The following is a 16161-nucleotide window of genomic DNA, read 5'->3' as shown; positions in this document are numbered from 1 at the left end:
GTGGGAACATTCGGGGAATATCGTGTCACCAATCCATGGAATTATACGGAATAAATATGATTCAAAATATCGAGACCTACCTGGTCGATGTGCCAACCATTCGTCCCCACCGGATGTCCGTCGCCACCATGAACACGCAAACGCTGGTGCTGGTGCTGCTGCGCTGCGCCGACGGCATCACCGGCTGGGGCGAAGCGACCACCATCGGCGGCTTGAGCTACGGCGGCGAAAGCCCGGAAAGCATCAAGATGAATATCGATACCTATATCGCGCCGCTGCTGGTCGGCATGGAAGCGAGCGAGGTCGCCAAGGCGATGGCCAAGGTACGCAAGGTCATCCAGGGTAACCGCTTCGCCAAGTGCGCGATTGAAACGGCGCTGCTGGACGCCCAGGCGCGCCGCCTGAACGTGCCGCTGTCGGAACTGCTGGGCGGACGGGTGCGCGATGCGCTGCCCGTGGCCTGGGTGCTGGCCAGCGGCGACACCGCGCGCGATATCGCCGAAGCGGAAAAAATGTTGGACTTGCGTCGCCACCGCATCTTCAAGCTGAAGATCGGCCTGCGTGACGTGATGGATGACGTGGCCCACGTGCTGGAGATCAAACGGGCGCTGGGCGAACGGGCCAGCGTGCGCGTCGATGTCAACCAGGCCTGGAGCGAGATGGACGCCGTGCGCGGCATCGCCGCGCTGGAAGCGGGCGGCATCGACCTGATCGAGCAGCCGGTCAAGGCGGGCAACCGCGCCGCGCTGGCACGCCTGACGCAGCGCTTCGACGTGGCCATCATGGCCGACGAAGCCTTGCACGGCCCCGACGATGCGCTGGCGCTGGCCCAGGCCGATGCGGCCGACGTGTATGCGGTCAAAATTACCCAATCGGGCGGCTTGCTGCCCGCACTGGAGGTGGCCACCGTGGCGCGCCTGGCCGGCGTGGGCCTGTACGGCGGCACCATGCTCGAAGGCGGCATCGGCACGGCCGCCACGGCCCACGTGTGCTCCACGTTTGCCGAACTGGCCTGGGGCACGGAATTGTTCGGGCCTTTGCTGCTGACGCAGGAAGTCTTGCGCGAGCCGCTCGTGTATCGCGACTTCATGCTGCAAGTGCCGACTGGCCCGGGCCTGGGCGTCGAGATTGATACCGACAAACTGCACTCCATGCAGCGTCAATAAGGGAGCAACCATGTTATTCCATGTACGCATGAACGTGAACCTGCCATTGAGCATGCCCGCCGAACAGGCGGCGCGGCTGAAGCAGACGGAAAAGGAACTGGCCCAGCGCTTGCAGCAAGAGGGCAAATGGCGCCACCTGTGGCGCATCGCCGGCCAGTACGCCAACGTCAGCGTCTTCGACGTCGATAGTGTCGACGAACTGCATCATTTACTGACCTCGCTTCCCCTGTTCCCCTACATGCAGATCGACGTGATGCCGCTGTGCCGCCATTCTTCGTCGGTGCGCGACGACGATTCCTGAGGAGACATGCGATGACGCATACAGGCAACGACACTGCCGGGAAAATGTGCGAGGTGGACGCTACCCGCATGCATTACCGTACCGATGGCGAGCGCAGCAAGCCCTGCCTGGTCCTGTCGAATTCCCTCGGCACGGACCTGTCCATGTGGGATGCGCAAGCGGCCGCGCTGGCCGGCGACTTTTTTGTCGTGCGTTACGACACGCGCGGCCATGGCCAGTCGGCCAGCGGCAGCGCGCCGTTCGGCATCGAGCGACTGGGCCTGGACGTGGTGGCGTTGCTCGACCACCTCGATATCGCCCGTGCCGCCTTCTGCGGCATTTCCATGGGCGGCTTGACGGGCCAGTGGCTGGGCATACACCGGCCGCTGCGCTTGACGAAGCTCGTGCTGGCGAATACGGCGGCGCGCATCGGTGGCGCCGCGCCGTGGCAGCTGCGGGCGGAGCAAGTGCGCAGCGACGGCATGGCCGCGGTGGCCGAGAGCGCCGCGGTGCGCTGGTTCACGCCGCAGTTTATTGCGCGCGAGGCGGACACGGTGGCGCGCCTGACAAGCACCTTGCGCGGCCAGGATGCCGGCGGCTACGCGGCCTGCTGCGAAGTGCTGGCCCAGGCGGACTTGCACGCCTGCGTCGGCACGATAGCCGTGCCCACCCTGATCATCGTGGGCGAGCACGATCCCGTCACCACCATCGACGACGGGCGCTGGCTGCAGCAGCAGATTGCTGGCGCCCGCCTGGCAAGCCTGCCCGCTTCGCATATCTCGAATATCGAGGCGGCGGACTTGTTTACGGCGCAGTTGCGGACTTTTTTAGTGTGAGGCTTGCTGTACCTTATCGGTACGGCAGGAATTTGACTTTCCTCTGAGCACTGCCACCAATTGGTACGGCATGCGGCAGGGGAAGCTTTCTTGAAAAATAATAATAAGAAAAGCAGACTTGGAGTAGACGGATGGAAAACAGATTGATCATTATCGCCGCGGTCACGGTGGGCTATTTCGCCCTCATGTCCTACATTACTTACAGCGTGCGCAAGCATGCCAACAGCGCCGAGGGCATGACGGCGGGCGGGCGCAATTATCCCGCTTACCTGATCGGCGCGCTGCTGCTGTCGGAATTCATCGGCAGTTCGGTGAGCATCGGCACGGCGCAAAAAGGCTATGAACTGGGCATTTCCGCTGCATGGAATCTGGTGGCGCTGTCGCTGGGCTTCTTGCTGCTGGCCATCGTGTTAGTGAAAAAATACAAGGAAAGCGGGCAGTCGACGATTTCCGGCATCCTGGCGCAAACCTACGGCGAACCCGTGCGCTATGCCGCATCGATACTTACCATCGTCGCGCTGAGCATCGTTGCCGTGGCCCTGTACGCGAGCGGCGGCGCCGTGCTGGCAGCGGTGCTGCACATCAATAAAACCGTGGCCATTTTGCTGGTGGGTGCCATTACCGTGATGTATGTCAGCCTGGGTGGCATGCGCTCGGTCGTGTACACCAATTTCGCCCACTCCATCGTCAAGTACCTGGGCGTGATCCTGGCGCTGGCTTATGCGCTGGAAGCGACGGGCGGCATCGGCGCGCTGCAGGCGCAATTGCCGGCCAAGATGTTCAACTGGGTCGAGATCGGCTGGGGCCAGATCATTGCCTGGATGATCGGCGGCATCGGTTCCATCTTTGCCACGCAATACGTGATCCAGGCCCTGGTCAGCACGGACAACCCGGCCGTGGCCAAGCGCGCCTGCTATTACGTGTCGTCGCTGATGATTCCGTTCGGCCTGATGGCGGCCCTGATCGGCATGTGCAGCGCCGTGCTGTATCCGGGCATGAAGTCGATCGATGCCTTTCCTACCCTGATCGCCCACATGCCGGCGTTTTCCGCCAGCATCATGATCGTGGGCTTGGCCGGCGCCCTGTTCGGCGGCATTTCCGCCACCACCCTGGCGTCGGCCACCCTGGCCATGAAGGATTTTTATGATCCCTGGTACAACAAGGCGAAGAATGACGCGAAATCGCTGATGTTCCTGCGCATCGCCATCGTCGTCGCATGCTTGCTGCCGCTGGTGCTGGCGCTGTATGCGGAAAAACTGCTGATGATCGCCTTCCTCGGCAAGGCCCTGCGCGCCACCCTGGCCGTGCTGGTGCTGATGGCCTTCTATGCGCCGAAATTCGGCACGCCGCGCGGCGCCTTTGTCGGCGTGATCGTCTCCGTGATCGCCACCATCGGCTGGTTCCTGGCGGGCAATCCGTATGGCGTGGACAGTTCCTATCTGGCGCTGGCTGGCCCGCTGCTGACCATGGGCATCAGCCATTTGTTCAAGTCGGCGCAAGTGGCATCGGCGAAGCCGGCATCGTCGTCGCGGCTGTAGCTTGCCCCAACCCTCAGACCAGCCCCGTCAGGTAATAGATGGCAATGACGAGGAATACGGCCACCGTCTTGATGACGGTGATGCCGAAAATGTCGCGGTAGGACTGGCGGTGCGTGAGGCCGGTGACGGCCAGCAGGGTGATCACGGCGCCATTGTGCGGCAAGGTATCCATGCCGCCACTGGCCATGGCCACCACGCGGTGCATCACTTCGAGCGGAATGTGCGCCTGCTGCGCGGCCTGGATAAAACTGTCCGACATGGCGGCCAGCGCGATGCTCATGCCGCCCGAGGCCGAGCCGGTAATGCCGGCCAGGGTCGTCACGGACACGGCCGCATTGACGAGGGGATCGGGCACGCTGCGCAAGGTATTGCTGACGGCGAGGAAGCCGGGCAGCGCCGCGATGACGCCGCCGAAGCCATATTCGGACGCCGTATTCATAGCCGCCAGCAGCGCGCCGCCCACGGCCGCCTTGGTGCCTTCGGCAAAGGCGGTGCGGATGCGCCCGAAGGCTGTCACGCACACCAGCAAGATGCCCAGCAACAAGGCGCCTTCCACGGCCCAGATACCCGTCACGGAGCCTATCGATGTCGACACGGGCACATGCAAGCCGGGCAGGGTCTCGGCGGTGAGCACGTAACTGTCGCCATACCAGTGGGGAATCAGCTTGGTCAGCGCAAAGTTGGCCACGCCCACCAGCACCAAAGGCGCCACCGACAGCAGCGGATGGGGCAGCTCGCCACCGCCGGTCTTGGCCTGTTCCGCTTCCACTCCATAACCTTCGCCCGTTGCCATGACGGAGCGGCGGCGCCATTCGAGGAAAGCCAGTCCCATGATCACCGTCAGCACGGCGCCGATGGTGCCCAGCCACGGCGCGGCCCAGCCGGTCGTGTTGAAAAAGGTGGTAGGGATGATGTTCTGGATTTGCGGCGTGCCGGGCAAGGTATCCATGGTGAAGGAAAACGCGCCCAGGGCAATGGCGCCCGGCATCAGCCGCTTGGGGATATTGCTCTGGCGGTACAGCTCGGCCGCGAACGGATACACGGCAAACACCACCACGAACAGCGATACGCCGCCATAGGTCAGCGCAGCGCAGACTGCAACGATCACGGCATTCGCGCGCGTACTGCCGATGTAGCGGATGGCCGCCACGACGATGGACTGGGAAAAGCCGGACAACTCGATCAGCTTGCCGAACACGGCGCCGAGCAAAAAGACGGGGAAGTACAGCTTGATAAAGCCCACCATCTTTTCCATGAAGATGCCGCTGAAGACAGCCGGCACGGCAGACGGATCGGTCAGCAGCACGGCGCCCAGTGCGGCGACGGGCGCAAACAGGATCACGCTGTAGCCGCGGTAGGCGGCCAGCATGAGGAAGGCCAGTGCGGCCAGAACTATCAGGAAAGACATGAAGACCGTACCCTTGCACGATGAAAGTGTTCAATTAATTAATTGTTCAATTAATATCATACTTTTAGGCAACATGCCAACACGCGGGTCAAGGATTGCGCGTAGAGACAGATGCCAACGGCCAACTATTCCACTATCGCGTTAACCTTGCCAATGAGCGAGCATCCGCACGCCGTTTTGCAGCCATGTACGGCCACAGGACCTCTAAGAACGTGTTCACGATCTAGCCGAATTGCCGGATAATTGAGGGATGAGAAAGCTCTACGCCAGCGACGTCAGTCGAGAAAAATTTGAAGAAGTTCTGCCGCTATTGCAAAGCGTGAGGAAACGCACGAAGCCGACTACGTTGGACTTGTATGAAGTGTTCTGCGCGGTGTTGTATCTGCTACGCAGTGGCTTTCAGTGGAGGATATTGCCGAAGGATTTTCCCAAATGGAGGACGGTGCATTCGTATTTTGCCAAATGGAGCGAGCCTGACCAGCACGGTATCAGCGTGCTGGAGCAGGCATTAAAAAAATCAGGTTGGCGCGGCCCGCGAAAAACTGGGGCGCAGCGACACGCCGACGCTGTTGATCGTGGACGCGCAGAGCGTGAAGAACACGGATACAGCCGTTAGCAAGGGTTACGACGCGCGCAAGAAGGTTTCAGGCATCAAGCGCCACATCGGCGTGGACACGCAGGGGTTAGCTGAAGGTGGGATACAGGATCAGAGTGATGATAGACGGGTTTTTAGCATGATGGGCAGACCATAGCTAACTTTGGCCCAAAATCATCGGTAATTGGCATCCGGGTCAATTTTAAGTTCTCACTAACACCGCCACAATGTTGCTTGTCGATACTCACTCAATGGAGCAACAACATGAAATCAATCAAAGTTTTAGTGATCGCGATGGCTTTGGCCATGGGATCCACAAGTTTCACTGCCCATGCCGGTGCGACGGCCGCCACCGGCGCCACCGTGCAGGTACAAGTCCAACAGATACGCAACGCCACGGCAAAAATTCAGTATGCCGGCAAGACCTTCCTGGTCGATCCTTTCCTGGCAAAAAAGGGGACCTATCCCGGCTTTCCGGGCACTTTCCACAGTGAGCTGCGCAACCCGACGATTGAACTGCCGCTGCCAGTCAAGGACATCATGAAGGGAGTGGACGCTGTAATCGTCACCCATACGCACCTCGACCATTGGGACGGCGGTGACCACAACTTCATACCGAAGGCAATGCCACTGTTTGTGCAGCATGAAGCCGATGCCGCGTTGATTCGCGGCCAGGGTTATACCGATGTCCGTATCATGACTGGAAGTACCGAGTTCGAAGGCGTGCGCCTGACCAAGACCGGAGGCCAGCACGGCACCGACGAAATGTACGGCAAGAAGCCGCTGGGCGACATGCTGGGTGAGGCGATGGGTGTGGTCTTCCAGGCTCCCGGTGCGAAGACCGTGTACATCGTGGGCGATACAGTGTGGAATGCGACAGTGGATGGCACGCTGGCAAAATTCAATCCCGATGTCGTCATCCTCAACACCGGCGACGCCCGCATGAAAGGTTACACAGGCTCCATCATCATGGGTAAGGACGACGTTCTGCATGCCTACCAAGCCATGCCCAACGCGACCATCATCGCCACCCACATGGATGCCATCAATCACATGACGCTGAGCCGCAAGGAACTGCGCGACCACGTGAAAGAGCATAAGATCGGTGACCGCGTGCGCATTCCTGCCGATGGCGAGGTGTTGACGTTTGCTGTGGTCAAGTAATTTCGGAGACAACGATAGGTGCGCGTGCTGCCATTTTCTGTTCATTGACGCTGGGCGGCAGATTGCCCAATGCTGAATTGATGCGCTTGCAGTTGTAGAAGCCGACGATGTCATCGGTAATGTCAGCCTTTGCTTCGGCATGGTTGGTAACTGGAAGGTCTTCGCCTTGCCGTGCCATACGACGTAGTGTTGACGTGCGTCGCAGTGGCGGCAGGCGAAGCCACTCGGCCAGCGGCAGCGCTCCAGCGCTTCCTCACATTGCCCCTGCTCGCCGTAGAGCGCCATGAATTGGTCCAGGCTCATGCCGGCTTGAAATTAAACTTGGATTTATCTTTGCCATGATCCGCCCCGTTGGTATCCGCAGCGTTGTGCTGCACCAGGTTGTACCATTGGCAGGCAGGACGGTTCGGCAAAGATGAAGATCAGCGCTAATCAATTTGTTTTCAAGGGTATTTTGGTCGAGGTAAGAGGATTCGAACCTCCGGCCTCTGCGTCCCGAACGCAGCGCTCTACCAGGCTGAGCCGCTCCCTCCCTCCGCTTACTGGTATTACAGCAGATGGCGGGGTGGGTTTCAAGCTGCCGCGTCAAGGCCTATTTCTTTTCTTGCTGCGCCTTTTTGATGTCCGCTTCGCTGACTTTTTTCGCCGGTGCATTTGTCGCAGGCGAGGTGGGCGCCCTGCGCGTGGCGTTCGCTTGCGCCATGACGGCGGCGCAGTCCGTGTCGGGGGCTTTGTCGACGTTGACCAGCGGAAGCAGGGCGGCCAGCGGCGTCACCAGGGTAGCCAGGGCCACGGCGGCGGCAGTTTTCAGGGCCAGCGGGCCTTTTTGCGGGCCCACGTCCGGGTTCTTGAAGGTGCCTCTCGCATACAGCGGCGTGCGCAAGGTGATGATGCGGGCGCCCTTGGTGCGCGGGCGTACGTCAAGGTTCAGGGTTTCGTGGGCCAGGTTGACATTGCCCGTGACATTCACGACGGCCGTGTCCGTGTCGAGCACGAAGCGGCGCACGTCGGCCTGGCCATTCGTGACGGCGAAATCGCTGGCCAGGCAGTTCAGGTGGACTTGCTTGTCGCCAAAGACTTTCACAAAGACGGCATTGGCCAGGTTCAGCCCGGCCAGTTCCAGCATGAACTGGCTGACGGAGCCTTCGCTGACGGTGGCCGCCAGTTCGCCATTTGCGCTAGCCAGCATGGCCGAGATGGAATTGCCGTGACCCGTGAGTGCCGCATCGCCATACACTTCTCCGAAGCTCGCTTGCATCGATTGCAGCCTGGGAAACAGTTCGCGAATCTTGAGGTGGCGCGCCGTCACCTTGGCTTGCGCGGCGATGGTCTTCTGGCGGCCATCGAGGGTGATATTCGAGGTGATGTCGCCACCGGCCATGCCGAAATTGAGCGGCGTCAGACTCAGCACCTTGTCTTTCATGTGGATGTGGGCGACGAGATCGTTGAGCGGGATATCGTGCGTGCGCACCAGTTTTTTCCCGGTGAATTTCACGTCGGCGTCGAGCGCGTTCCATTTGGCCGTGTTGAATTGTTCCACTGGCAAGGCTTTATTCTCGGGCTGCACGGGTGCCTTGCCGCGTGCCTGTTTCTGCGCATTGCTGTCCGCGCCGATGGTGGGCCCCAGGTCTTCCAGGCGCAATTGCTGCGACGTCACTTCACCGCGCAGCAAGGGACGCGGCTGGCGTGGCAGGTATTGCAAGGTGCCGGCCAGGTCGCTCTGGCCCACCGTGCCCTTGAAGTTTTGATAGGTCCAGCTCCAGGTGCCGCCGTCCTTCTTGCCCAGCAGGCGACCCTTGGTGGCGTAGTTCGGCGTTTCGGGCAGCAGCACGCCCGTCAGCGGATACAGGTCGGCCATGCTGGCGCCCGCCAGGCTCAGCTGCAAATCGATGCCGGACAGCGAGCGCGGGTCCGTCAGGGTGCCGGCGATGCTGGCCTTGTTCTTGCCCAGCACGGCGTGCGCCTGCACGGGATACACCGTGTTGTTATCGGTCAGGGACAACACGGCACCTGCCTTGCCGCCGCCCGTCACGGGGGCCTTGCGGTAACTGCCACCCAGGGTAAAGGCGATGCCGTATTTCTCTACGGGCGCGTTGCCTGGCGCATTGCCCGACGTGGCGTCGGGTGCCGTCGAGCTGACCTTGGCGCGCACGTCGAGGGCGATGCCATCGTCGAGGTAGCGGATGGCGCCGTTGCCGAAGGCCATGCGCTGGATTTCCACCTTCCAAGGCAAAGGGCCATTATCCTTCAAGGTCCAGCTATTGCTGCCATCGGCGCGCCGCTGCAGGGCGATCTGCGGCGCGTCCAGCGTCAAGTCCGTCAGCACCACCTTGTGCAGCAGCAGGGGCAGTGGATGGATGACCACGTCGATGCGCCTGGCGCTGGCCAGCTGCGGACCGGCCGTGGCCCAGTCCGGGTTGCTCATGCGCACGTCCTGGGCACTGATGTGGGGACGCGGCACATAGCGGCGCCAGCCCGACTCCGTCTTCAAGCCTTGCCGCCACTGCACCTGCAAGTCACCGCCGATGACGAAGCTGCGCCCCGTGCTTTCCGACACCTTCTGGTTGATGTAGGGGCGGGCGCGGTTCCAGTCGAAGGTCAACACAAGGATGACGAGGAGGGAGATGAGGGTCAGCAGGGCGGCCAGGCTCCAGCCGAGGATGTTGAGCGGGGTTGAGCGTGTCATGGTAATCCAATCACAATGATTTTTTCATCAAGGTAGACCGATAGGCCATCACAGTCGGTGCGCTGGGGTACGTAAGATACGTGGGTAAGGCATGTAGGTAAGGCATGTAGCTAAGGCATGTCGCTTGAAATGATTCAATAATTCGAGTATTATTGAATTATGAAAAATGAAAAGACGATCACTGACCCGGCGACACCGCTGACGAGTGCTTCCGCCATCGTGGCCCTGGCTGCGCTGGCACAGGAATCGCGGCTGGCCGTGTTCCGCCTGCTGGTGCAAGCGGGGCCGCAAGGCATGGCCGCGACGAAAATTGCCGAAGCGTTGGCCATTGCGCCATCGTCGCTGTCGTTTCATTTGAAGGAACTGGCGCACGCCAATCTGGTGACGGCGTGCAAGGCGGGCCGCTCCATCATCTATGCGGCCAACTATGCGGGCATGAACGGCTTGCTGGCCTTTTTGACCGAGAACTGCTGCGCCGGCGCCCCTTGTTGCGTCAGCGAACCACATTTATTGAAGGAAACGACGACATGACGATCACGATCTATCACAACACGGCTTGCGGCACCTCGCGCAACACCCTGGCCCTGATCCGCAACACGGGCGTCGAACCCGTTATCATCGATTACGTCAAGAACCCGCCTTCGCGTGACGAGTTGGTCGACTTGATCAAGCATGCGGGCTTGTCCGTGCGCGCGGTGATGCGCGACAAGGGCGCCCTGTATGACGAGCTGGGCCTGGCCAATCCTGAGCTGAGCGATGCGGCCCTGCTCGATGCCATGCAAGCCCATCCTATTTTGATCAACCGTCCCATCGTCGTCACGGAACTGGGCGTGCGCCTGTGCCGGCCGTCGGAAAAGGTGCTGGACATCCTGCCGCTGCCGCAGCAAGGCGCCTTTGCCAAGGAAGATGGCCAGCCAGTAGTGGGCGCCGATGGCAAACCGGTGGCCTGAGATGGATGATTTGCCCAATGAGTTGCCCAACATCAGCGCCGCGCACCTGGACTTGCCCAGCCTGGATAAATTGGCGCCAGTCACGCTATCCACCCACGCGCCGCGCATCCTGCTGCTGTATGGCTCGCTGCGCGAACGCTCGTACAGCAAGCTGCTGACCCTGGAAGCGGAGCGCATCTTGCGCCACTTTGGCGCCGACACGCGCGTGTTCGATCCGCATGGCTTGCCCATGGTCGACAGCGTGTCGCCCGAACATCCGAAAGTGCAGGAACTGCGCGCGCTCTCGCTCTGGTCGGAAGGGCAGGTGTGGTGCAGTCCCGAGCGGCATGGCGCTGTCACGGGAGTCTTCAAATCGCAGATCGACTGGCTGCCGCTGGAATCGGGCAGCGTGCGGCCCACGCAGGGACGAACCCTTGCAGTGATGCAAGTGTCGGGCGGTTCGCAATCGTTCAATGCCGTCAACGGCTTGCGCGTGCTGGGACGCTGGATGCGCATGGTGACTATTCCGAACCAGTCTTCGGTGGCCAAGGCGTATCAGGAATTCGACGATGCGGGCCGCATGAAGCCGTCGCCGTACTACGAGCGCCTGGTCGATGTGATGGAGGAGTTGTACAAATTCACCCTGCTGGTACGCGATCGCCGCGATTATCTGGGTAGCCGCTACAGCGAACGGCTGGAAGCGGAGCCGGCCATCGTGCGCGCATTGGCGGGCGCGGCCATGGAGCATGAGCGTAAGTAGGGATGCAATCAAAAAACGGCGCCAGTGGCGCCGTTTTGTATTGTATCGAGTAAAACGCGATCAGTGATTGCGGTCGACGGCAAACGAGCATAGTTGCAGCATGGATTGCTTGTAGACACTGTCCGGCCAGCCGGAGATGGCATCGGCGGCGCGCTGGCCGGCGATTTCCGCCTGCTTGCGCGTGTAGTCGAGGGCGCCGCTACTGGTGATGGCGGCCAGGATGGCGTCGAAATGCTGTTCGTCGCCCTGTTCGATGCAGCTGCGTACCAGTTCGCGCTGTGCCGGCGTGCCGTTTTCCATCAGCCAGATCAGCGGCATGGTCGGTTTGCCTTCGCGCAAGTCGTCGCCCACATTCTTGCCGATTTCGGTGGCGTCGCCCGCATAGTCGAGCACGTCGTCGATCAGCTGGAATGCTGTGCCCAGCGAGCGGCCGTATTCGGCAGCCGCTTCGATATCGTCTTCGCTGGCGCCGGCGATCAGGGCGCCCAGTTGCGCCGATGCTTCGAACAGCTTGGCTGTCTTCGAGCGGATGACGTTCAGGTAGCTGTCTTGCGTCACGTCCGGATCGTGCATGTTCAGCAACTGCAGCACTTCGCCTTCGGCGATCACGTTGGTGGCGTCGGAGAGGATTTGCATGACGCGCATATTATTTAGCGATACCATCAGCTGGAACGAGCGCGAATGCAGGAAATCGCCCACCAGCACCGAGGCGGCATTGCCGAACAGTGCGTTGGCCGTCTGGCGTCCGCGGCGCATCGACGATTCATCGACGACATCGTCGTGCAACAGGGTAGCGGTATGGATGAATTCGACCACGGCAGCCAGTTCATGGTGCGCCGTGCCGCGATAGGCGTGGGCATTGGCCACCAGCAAAATCAGCACGGGACGGATGCGTTTGCCGCCTGCACTGATGATGTATTCAGCGATTTGATTGATCAGAATCACATCGGAGTGCAGTTTTTGGCGGATCACCGTATTGACTGCGTCCATATCGGCGGCAATCGTTTGCACGATGGTGTTTTGGTTAACGTGTTTGTTAGCGTCAGACAAGGCGAACCTGCATTAGATTGTGGGTGCGGCGATTATACGACATGGCTTGCGCGAGCGTGATGTTTGCCTATGACTGTAGAGCAATTGTTTGACCTTGTTGGCACTGGCGCGCGCTTTTCTGTCCGCCTGGCGCAAGCCTGACATGATGGTCAGGTTGTCGACATACCACGATCATCAGTCTTTGTGAATAGTTTTTGACGCGATTTATCAGTCCGTGTATAATCGCTGGTTCTCCCTGTTGTGTACGGCTTGCTTTGCGTGGCAGTGGGACAAATTCTTTCAACATTTGATGAGGTTTCAAATCATGTACGCGGTCATAAAAACCGGTGGCAAACAATACAAAGTTGTCGCTGGCGAAAAACTTAAAGTAGAACAGATACCGGCAGACATTGGTTCCGAAATCACCATCGATCAAGTTCTCGCAGTAGGCGCGGGCGACACCATTAAATTTGGTGCGCCATTGGTCGAAGGTGCAACGGTACTGGTTACGGTTGTGGCGCATGGTCGCCATGATAAGGTCAAAATTTTCAAGATGCGTCGTCGTAAGCATTACCAAAAGCATCAAGGCCATCGCCAGAATTTTACCGAAATCCAAATCGTTTCGATCAACGGCTAATCGCCGCTGTTTGAATTAATCAGCTATCAAGGAGTCTTAAATGGCACACAAAAAAGGCGGCGGCACAACGCGAAACGGCCGTGATTCAGAATCAAAACGTCTGGGCGTTAAAGTCTACGGCGGCCAAGCTATCAATGCTGGCGGCATCATCATTCGTCAACGCGGCACCCCAGTGCGCGCCGGCGAAGGCGTAGGCATGGGCAAGGACCACACGTTGTTCGCGCTGATCGCGGGCAAAGTGAAGTTCGTTGTCAAAGGCGCCGGTTCGAAGCAATTCGTGACCGTTGTACCTAACGCAGCAGTACCAGCGTAATTCATCGCGGGGCGCCAGTTCGCTCCGCTGTGATCGCATGATGTAAGGCGCAAGCCTTCAATCGAAAGGCTCTGCCCAAGGTAGAGCCTTTTTAGTTTTATGGCGGCAAAATTATGAAGTTTATCGACGAAGCAAAAATCGAAGTCATCGCGGGCGATGGCGGCAACGGCTGCGCCTCTTTCTGTCGTGAAAAATTCCGGCCTTTCGGCGGTCCCGATGGCGGCGATGGCGGCAAGGGCGGCACCATTTGGGCAGTCGCCGACCGCAATATCAACACGCTCGTCGATTTCCGCTTCTCCAAAATGCACAAGGCTCGCAATGGCGAGCCTGGCCGTGGCGCAGATTGCTATGGCAAGGGCGCGGATGATATCCATCTGCGCATGCCGGTCGGCACCTTGATCATCGACAACGCGAGCGGCGAAATCCTGGCCGATTTGACCGAACACGGCCAGATCGAAATGCTGGCCAAGGGCGGCGAAGGCGGTTGGGGCAATATTCACTTCAAGTCCTCGACCAACCGTGCGCCACGCCAAAAAGGCGAGGGCAAGGAAGGCGAACGCCGGGAACTGCGCCTGGAACTGAAAGTGCTGGCTGACGTGGGCCTGCTGGGCATGCCGAACGCCGGCAAGTCGACCTTCATTTCGGCCGTCTCAAATGCGCGCCCGAAAATTGCCGATTACCCATTTACCACTTTGCACCCGAACTTGGGCGTGGTGCGCGTGTCGCACGAGAAGAGCTTTGTGATCGCCGATATTCCCGGCTTGATCGAAGGCGCTTCCGAAGGCGCGGGCCTGGGCCATCAATTCCTGCGTCACTTGCAGCGCACGGGTCTGCTGTTGCACATCGTCGACCTGGCGCCGTTTGAAACCAACGTCGATCCTGTCAAGGAAGCCAAGGCGCTGGTCAAGGAACTGAAAAAATACGACGAGTCGCTGGTCGACAAGCCGCGCTGGCTGGTGTTGAACAAGCTCGACATGGTGCCGGAAGAAGACCGTAAGAAGCTGGTGAAGGACTTTCTCAAGCGTTTCGCCTGGAAAGGTCCCGTCTTCGAGATCTCCGCGCTGAACCATCAAGGTTGCCCGGAACTGGTGAATGCGATTTATCAACATCTGGAAGCGAAGAAACACAGCGAAAGCCGTGCCGAAGAAACGCAGATGACCGAAGAAGCACGCGGTATCTCGTCGATCGACCCGGATGATCCACGTTTCAAGATTATCGACTAAGGCTGTATCCTGATGTCAGTACAGGCGGTCGCTGTCGCGTCATCGCGCAAGCAAGCGTGGCAGCGCCGTGTATTGCATCTGATCGCGTATGCTTACGGGCTGAGCGCGGTCGCCTGCCTGCTGTTCGCCGATGCAATGGCGGCCGGCATGGGCATCTTCCTCAATGGCGTCAATGGCTACAGCCAGTTCTACGCTTCCCATGTCGGTGTCTGGGGCGCTACCGCGCTCCTGGCGCTGTTCGCAGCACGGCAGGGCGAACCGCCCATCCTCGGCGATATCACTGCAATGTTGGTCCTGGCGCAGCCCGCCGGCCGTTTGTACGCGGCCATCAGCTTCGGCTTGCCCCAGGGTTTTGTGTTGTTCATGTGCGCAATCGAGCTGACGGCGGGGCTGGCCTTGCTGCTGCTGCGTCCTGCGCGCTGACGTCTATTAAGGGAAGAGCGCCGCCCCATGGATTCCGTGATTCAAAAAGCTACCCGCATCATCATCAAAGTCGGCTCCTCGCTGGTCACCAACGATGGCCGTGGACTCGACCATGCCGCCATCGCGCGCTGGGCTGCGCAGATTTCCGGCTTGCGCGCCCTGGGCAAGGAAGTCGTGCTGGTCAGCTCCGGCGCCATCGCCGAAGGCATGCTGCGCCTCGGTTTCGAGCGGCGCCCCACCGATATCCACGAATTGCAGGCCTGTGCCGCCGTCGGCCAAATGGGCCTGGCGCAAATCTATGAAAGCAGCTTCCGCGCCCACCAGTTGGGCACGGCGCAAGTGCTGCTGACGCACGCCGACTTGGCCGACCGCGAACGCTACCTGAATGCCCGCTCTACCCTGACGACCCTGCTGCGCCTGGGCGTGGTGCCGATCATCAATGAAAACGACACCGTCGTCACCGATGAAATCAAGTTCGGCGACAACGACACCTTGGGCGCCCTGGTGGCCAACCTGATCGAGGCCGATGCGCTGGTCATCCTGACTGACCAGCACGGCCTGTTCTCGGCCGACCCGCGCAAGGACCCGAACGCTTACCTGATCACGCAAGGCATCGCCGGCGATCCGGCGCTGGAAGCGATGGCCGGCGGTGCCGGCAGCAGCCTGGGGCGTGGCGGCATGCTGACGAAAATCCTCGCCGCCAAGCGCGCCGCCAAGTCCGGTGCCCACACGATCATCGCCTGGGGCCGCGACAGCGATGTGCTCAGCCGGCTGGCCCAGGGCGAAGCGATCGGCACGCAGTTGCTGGCGCAAACAGGGCAATTGACAGCGCGTAAGCAGTGGATGGCCGATCATCTGCACACGGCTGGCGCCGTTGTGCTGGACGCGGGCGCCGTACAAAAGCTGCGCCAGGAAGGTAAGTCCCTGTTGCCGATCGGCGTGACGGGCGTGAACGGCGAATTCGGCCGCGGTGCCGTGATCACCTGCGTCGATGCCGCCGGCGTGCCCGTGGCGCGCGGCCTGTCCAACTACACGAGCGGCGAAGCGCGCCGCATCATGCGCAAGCCCTCTGCCGAGATCGAGGTGATTCTCGGCTACATGGAAGGCCATGAGCTGATTCATCGTGACAATATGGTATTGCTGTAAGCGCGAGCTTGCAGGAGAGACATAGAAA

General features: G+C 60.3%; 17 protein-coding genes, 1 tRNA gene and 2 pseudogenes. 14 read left to right on the top strand and 6 right to left on the bottom strand.

What is annotated here, in order from left to right:
- The first annotated feature begins 56 nt into the window (after positions 1 to 56).
- The 4 genes from ACQ4W7_RS23650 to ACQ4W7_RS23635 all read left to right on the top strand — a co-directional run bounded on the left by ACQ4W7_RS23650 (position 57) and on the right by ACQ4W7_RS23635 (position 3820).
- Positions 57 to 1166, top strand: coding sequence for a muconate/chloromuconate family cycloisomerase (locus tag ACQ4W7_RS23650; RefSeq protein ID WP_436533689.1), 1110 nt, complete (start codon positions 57 to 59; stop codon positions 1164 to 1166).
- A gap of 10 nt (positions 1167 to 1176) precedes the next feature.
- Positions 1177 to 1467, top strand: coding sequence for a muconolactone Delta-isomerase (gene catC, locus ACQ4W7_RS23645; RefSeq protein ID WP_436533687.1), 291 nt, complete (start codon positions 1177 to 1179; stop codon positions 1465 to 1467).
- A gap of 11 nt (positions 1468 to 1478) precedes the next feature.
- A complete protein-coding gene (gene pcaD, locus ACQ4W7_RS23640; protein WP_436533685.1) occupies positions 1479 to 2282 on the top strand; it encodes a 3-oxoadipate enol-lactonase in 804 nt (267 codons plus the stop codon).
- A gap of 131 nt (positions 2283 to 2413) precedes the next feature.
- Entirely contained in the window at positions 2414 to 3820 is a 1407-nt protein-coding gene (locus tag ACQ4W7_RS23635; protein ID WP_436533683.1) for a sodium:solute symporter family protein, read from the top strand.
- 13 nt (positions 3821 to 3833) lie between these two features.
- Here the strand turns inward: ACQ4W7_RS23635 and ACQ4W7_RS23630 are convergent, their stop codons facing one another.
- Positions 3834 to 5228 (bottom strand): GntP family permease, encoded by a 1395-nt coding sequence (locus ACQ4W7_RS23630; RefSeq protein ID WP_436533681.1) that lies wholly within the window; start codon positions 5226 to 5228, stop codon positions 3834 to 3836.
- A gap of 250 nt (positions 5229 to 5478) precedes the next feature.
- On the opposite strand from ACQ4W7_RS23630, the pseudogene ACQ4W7_RS23625 reads away from it, so the two are divergent.
- Positions 5479 to 5914, top strand: a pseudogene (locus ACQ4W7_RS23625) (IS5 family transposase); the annotation flags it as partial.
- A gap of 173 nt (positions 5915 to 6087) precedes the next feature.
- Positions 6088 to 6987, top strand: a complete 900-nt coding sequence (locus ACQ4W7_RS23620; protein ID WP_436533679.1) for an MBL fold metallo-hydrolase — start codon at positions 6088 to 6090, stop codon at positions 6985 to 6987.
- Here ACQ4W7_RS23620 and ACQ4W7_RS23615 read toward each other — a convergent pair.
- The 4 genes and pseudogenes from ACQ4W7_RS23615 to ACQ4W7_RS23600 form a co-directional block, all read right to left on the bottom strand.
- Positions 6980 to 7165 carry a hypothetical protein gene (locus tag ACQ4W7_RS23615; RefSeq protein WP_436533677.1) on the bottom strand — a complete coding sequence of 62 codons (186 nt, stop codon included), beginning with the start codon at positions 7163 to 7165 and terminating at the stop codon, positions 6980 to 6982. The genes ACQ4W7_RS23620 and ACQ4W7_RS23615 overlap by 8 nt on opposite strands.
- Positions 7166 to 7188: 23 nt before the next feature.
- Positions 7189 to 7272: pseudogene (locus ACQ4W7_RS23610) on the bottom strand (transposase); the annotation flags it as partial.
- Between the two features lie 170 nt (positions 7273 to 7442).
- Positions 7443 to 7520, bottom strand: a tRNA-Pro gene (locus ACQ4W7_RS23605).
- Between the two features lie 59 nt (positions 7521 to 7579).
- Entirely contained in the window at positions 7580 to 9673 is a 2094-nt protein-coding gene (locus tag ACQ4W7_RS23600) for an AsmA family protein (RefSeq protein ID WP_436533675.1), read from the bottom strand.
- Between the two features lie 159 nt (positions 9674 to 9832).
- Here ACQ4W7_RS23600 and ACQ4W7_RS23595 point away from each other — a divergent pair, with 159 nt between their 5' ends.
- From ACQ4W7_RS23595 to arsH, 3 genes are read left to right on the top strand one after another with little or no spacing between them, the layout of a single operon-like run.
- Positions 9833 to 10204: an ArsR/SmtB family transcription factor gene (locus ACQ4W7_RS23595; protein ID WP_426074256.1), complete on the top strand. Its 372-nt coding sequence runs from the start codon at positions 9833 to 9835 to the stop codon at positions 10202 to 10204.
- Entirely contained in the window at positions 10201 to 10623 is a 423-nt protein-coding gene (gene arsC, locus ACQ4W7_RS23590; protein WP_436533673.1) for an arsenate reductase (glutaredoxin), read from the top strand. The genes ACQ4W7_RS23595 and arsC overlap by 4 nt, the downstream gene beginning before the upstream one ends.
- Before the next feature lie 10 nt (positions 10624 to 10633).
- Positions 10634 to 11362 carry an arsenical resistance protein ArsH gene (gene arsH, locus ACQ4W7_RS23585; RefSeq protein WP_436533772.1) on the top strand — a complete coding sequence of 243 codons (729 nt, stop codon included), beginning with the start codon at positions 10634 to 10636 and terminating at the stop codon, positions 11360 to 11362.
- Positions 11363 to 11422: 60 nt separating this feature from the next.
- On the opposite strand, the gene ispB is transcribed toward arsH, so the two are convergent.
- Positions 11423 to 12412: an octaprenyl diphosphate synthase gene (gene ispB / locus ACQ4W7_RS23580; RefSeq protein WP_426074260.1), complete on the bottom strand. Its 990-nt coding sequence runs from the start codon at positions 12410 to 12412 to the stop codon at positions 11423 to 11425.
- A 304-nt stretch (positions 12413 to 12716) separates the two neighbouring features.
- On the opposite strand from ispB, the gene rplU reads away from it, so the two are divergent.
- The 5 genes from rplU (at position 12717) to proB (ending at position 16133) form a co-directional block, all read left to right on the top strand.
- Entirely contained in the window at positions 12717 to 13028 is a 312-nt protein-coding gene (gene rplU, locus ACQ4W7_RS23575; RefSeq protein ID WP_038500602.1) for a 50S ribosomal protein L21, read from the top strand.
- A 40-nt stretch (positions 13029 to 13068) separates the two neighbouring features.
- A complete protein-coding gene (rpmA, locus tag ACQ4W7_RS23570; protein ID WP_010395157.1) occupies positions 13069 to 13341 on the top strand; it encodes a 50S ribosomal protein L27 in 273 nt (90 codons plus the stop codon).
- 113 nt (positions 13342 to 13454) lie between these two features.
- Positions 13455 to 14564 (top strand): GTPase ObgE, encoded by a 1110-nt coding sequence (gene obgE / locus ACQ4W7_RS23565; protein ID WP_101484030.1) that lies wholly within the window; start codon positions 13455 to 13457, stop codon positions 14562 to 14564.
- A gap of 12 nt (positions 14565 to 14576) precedes the next feature.
- Positions 14577 to 14987, top strand: a complete 411-nt coding sequence (locus ACQ4W7_RS23560; RefSeq protein WP_426074262.1) for a hypothetical protein — start codon at positions 14577 to 14579, stop codon at positions 14985 to 14987.
- A gap of 27 nt (positions 14988 to 15014) precedes the next feature.
- Complete coding sequence (gene proB / locus ACQ4W7_RS23555) at positions 15015 to 16133, top strand: glutamate 5-kinase (protein WP_426074263.1); 1119 nt, start codon at positions 15015 to 15017, stop codon at positions 16131 to 16133.
- Positions 16134 to 16161 lie beyond the last annotated feature (28 nt).

Origin of the sequence: Janthinobacterium algoris (assembly GCF_051380935.1) — a bacterium.
Taxonomy (GTDB): domain Bacteria; phylum Pseudomonadota; class Gammaproteobacteria; order Burkholderiales; family Burkholderiaceae_D; genus Janthinobacterium.
The sequence above is the reverse complement of the archived record's forward strand: the minus strand, read 5'-3'. Positions and strand labels throughout refer to the sequence as shown.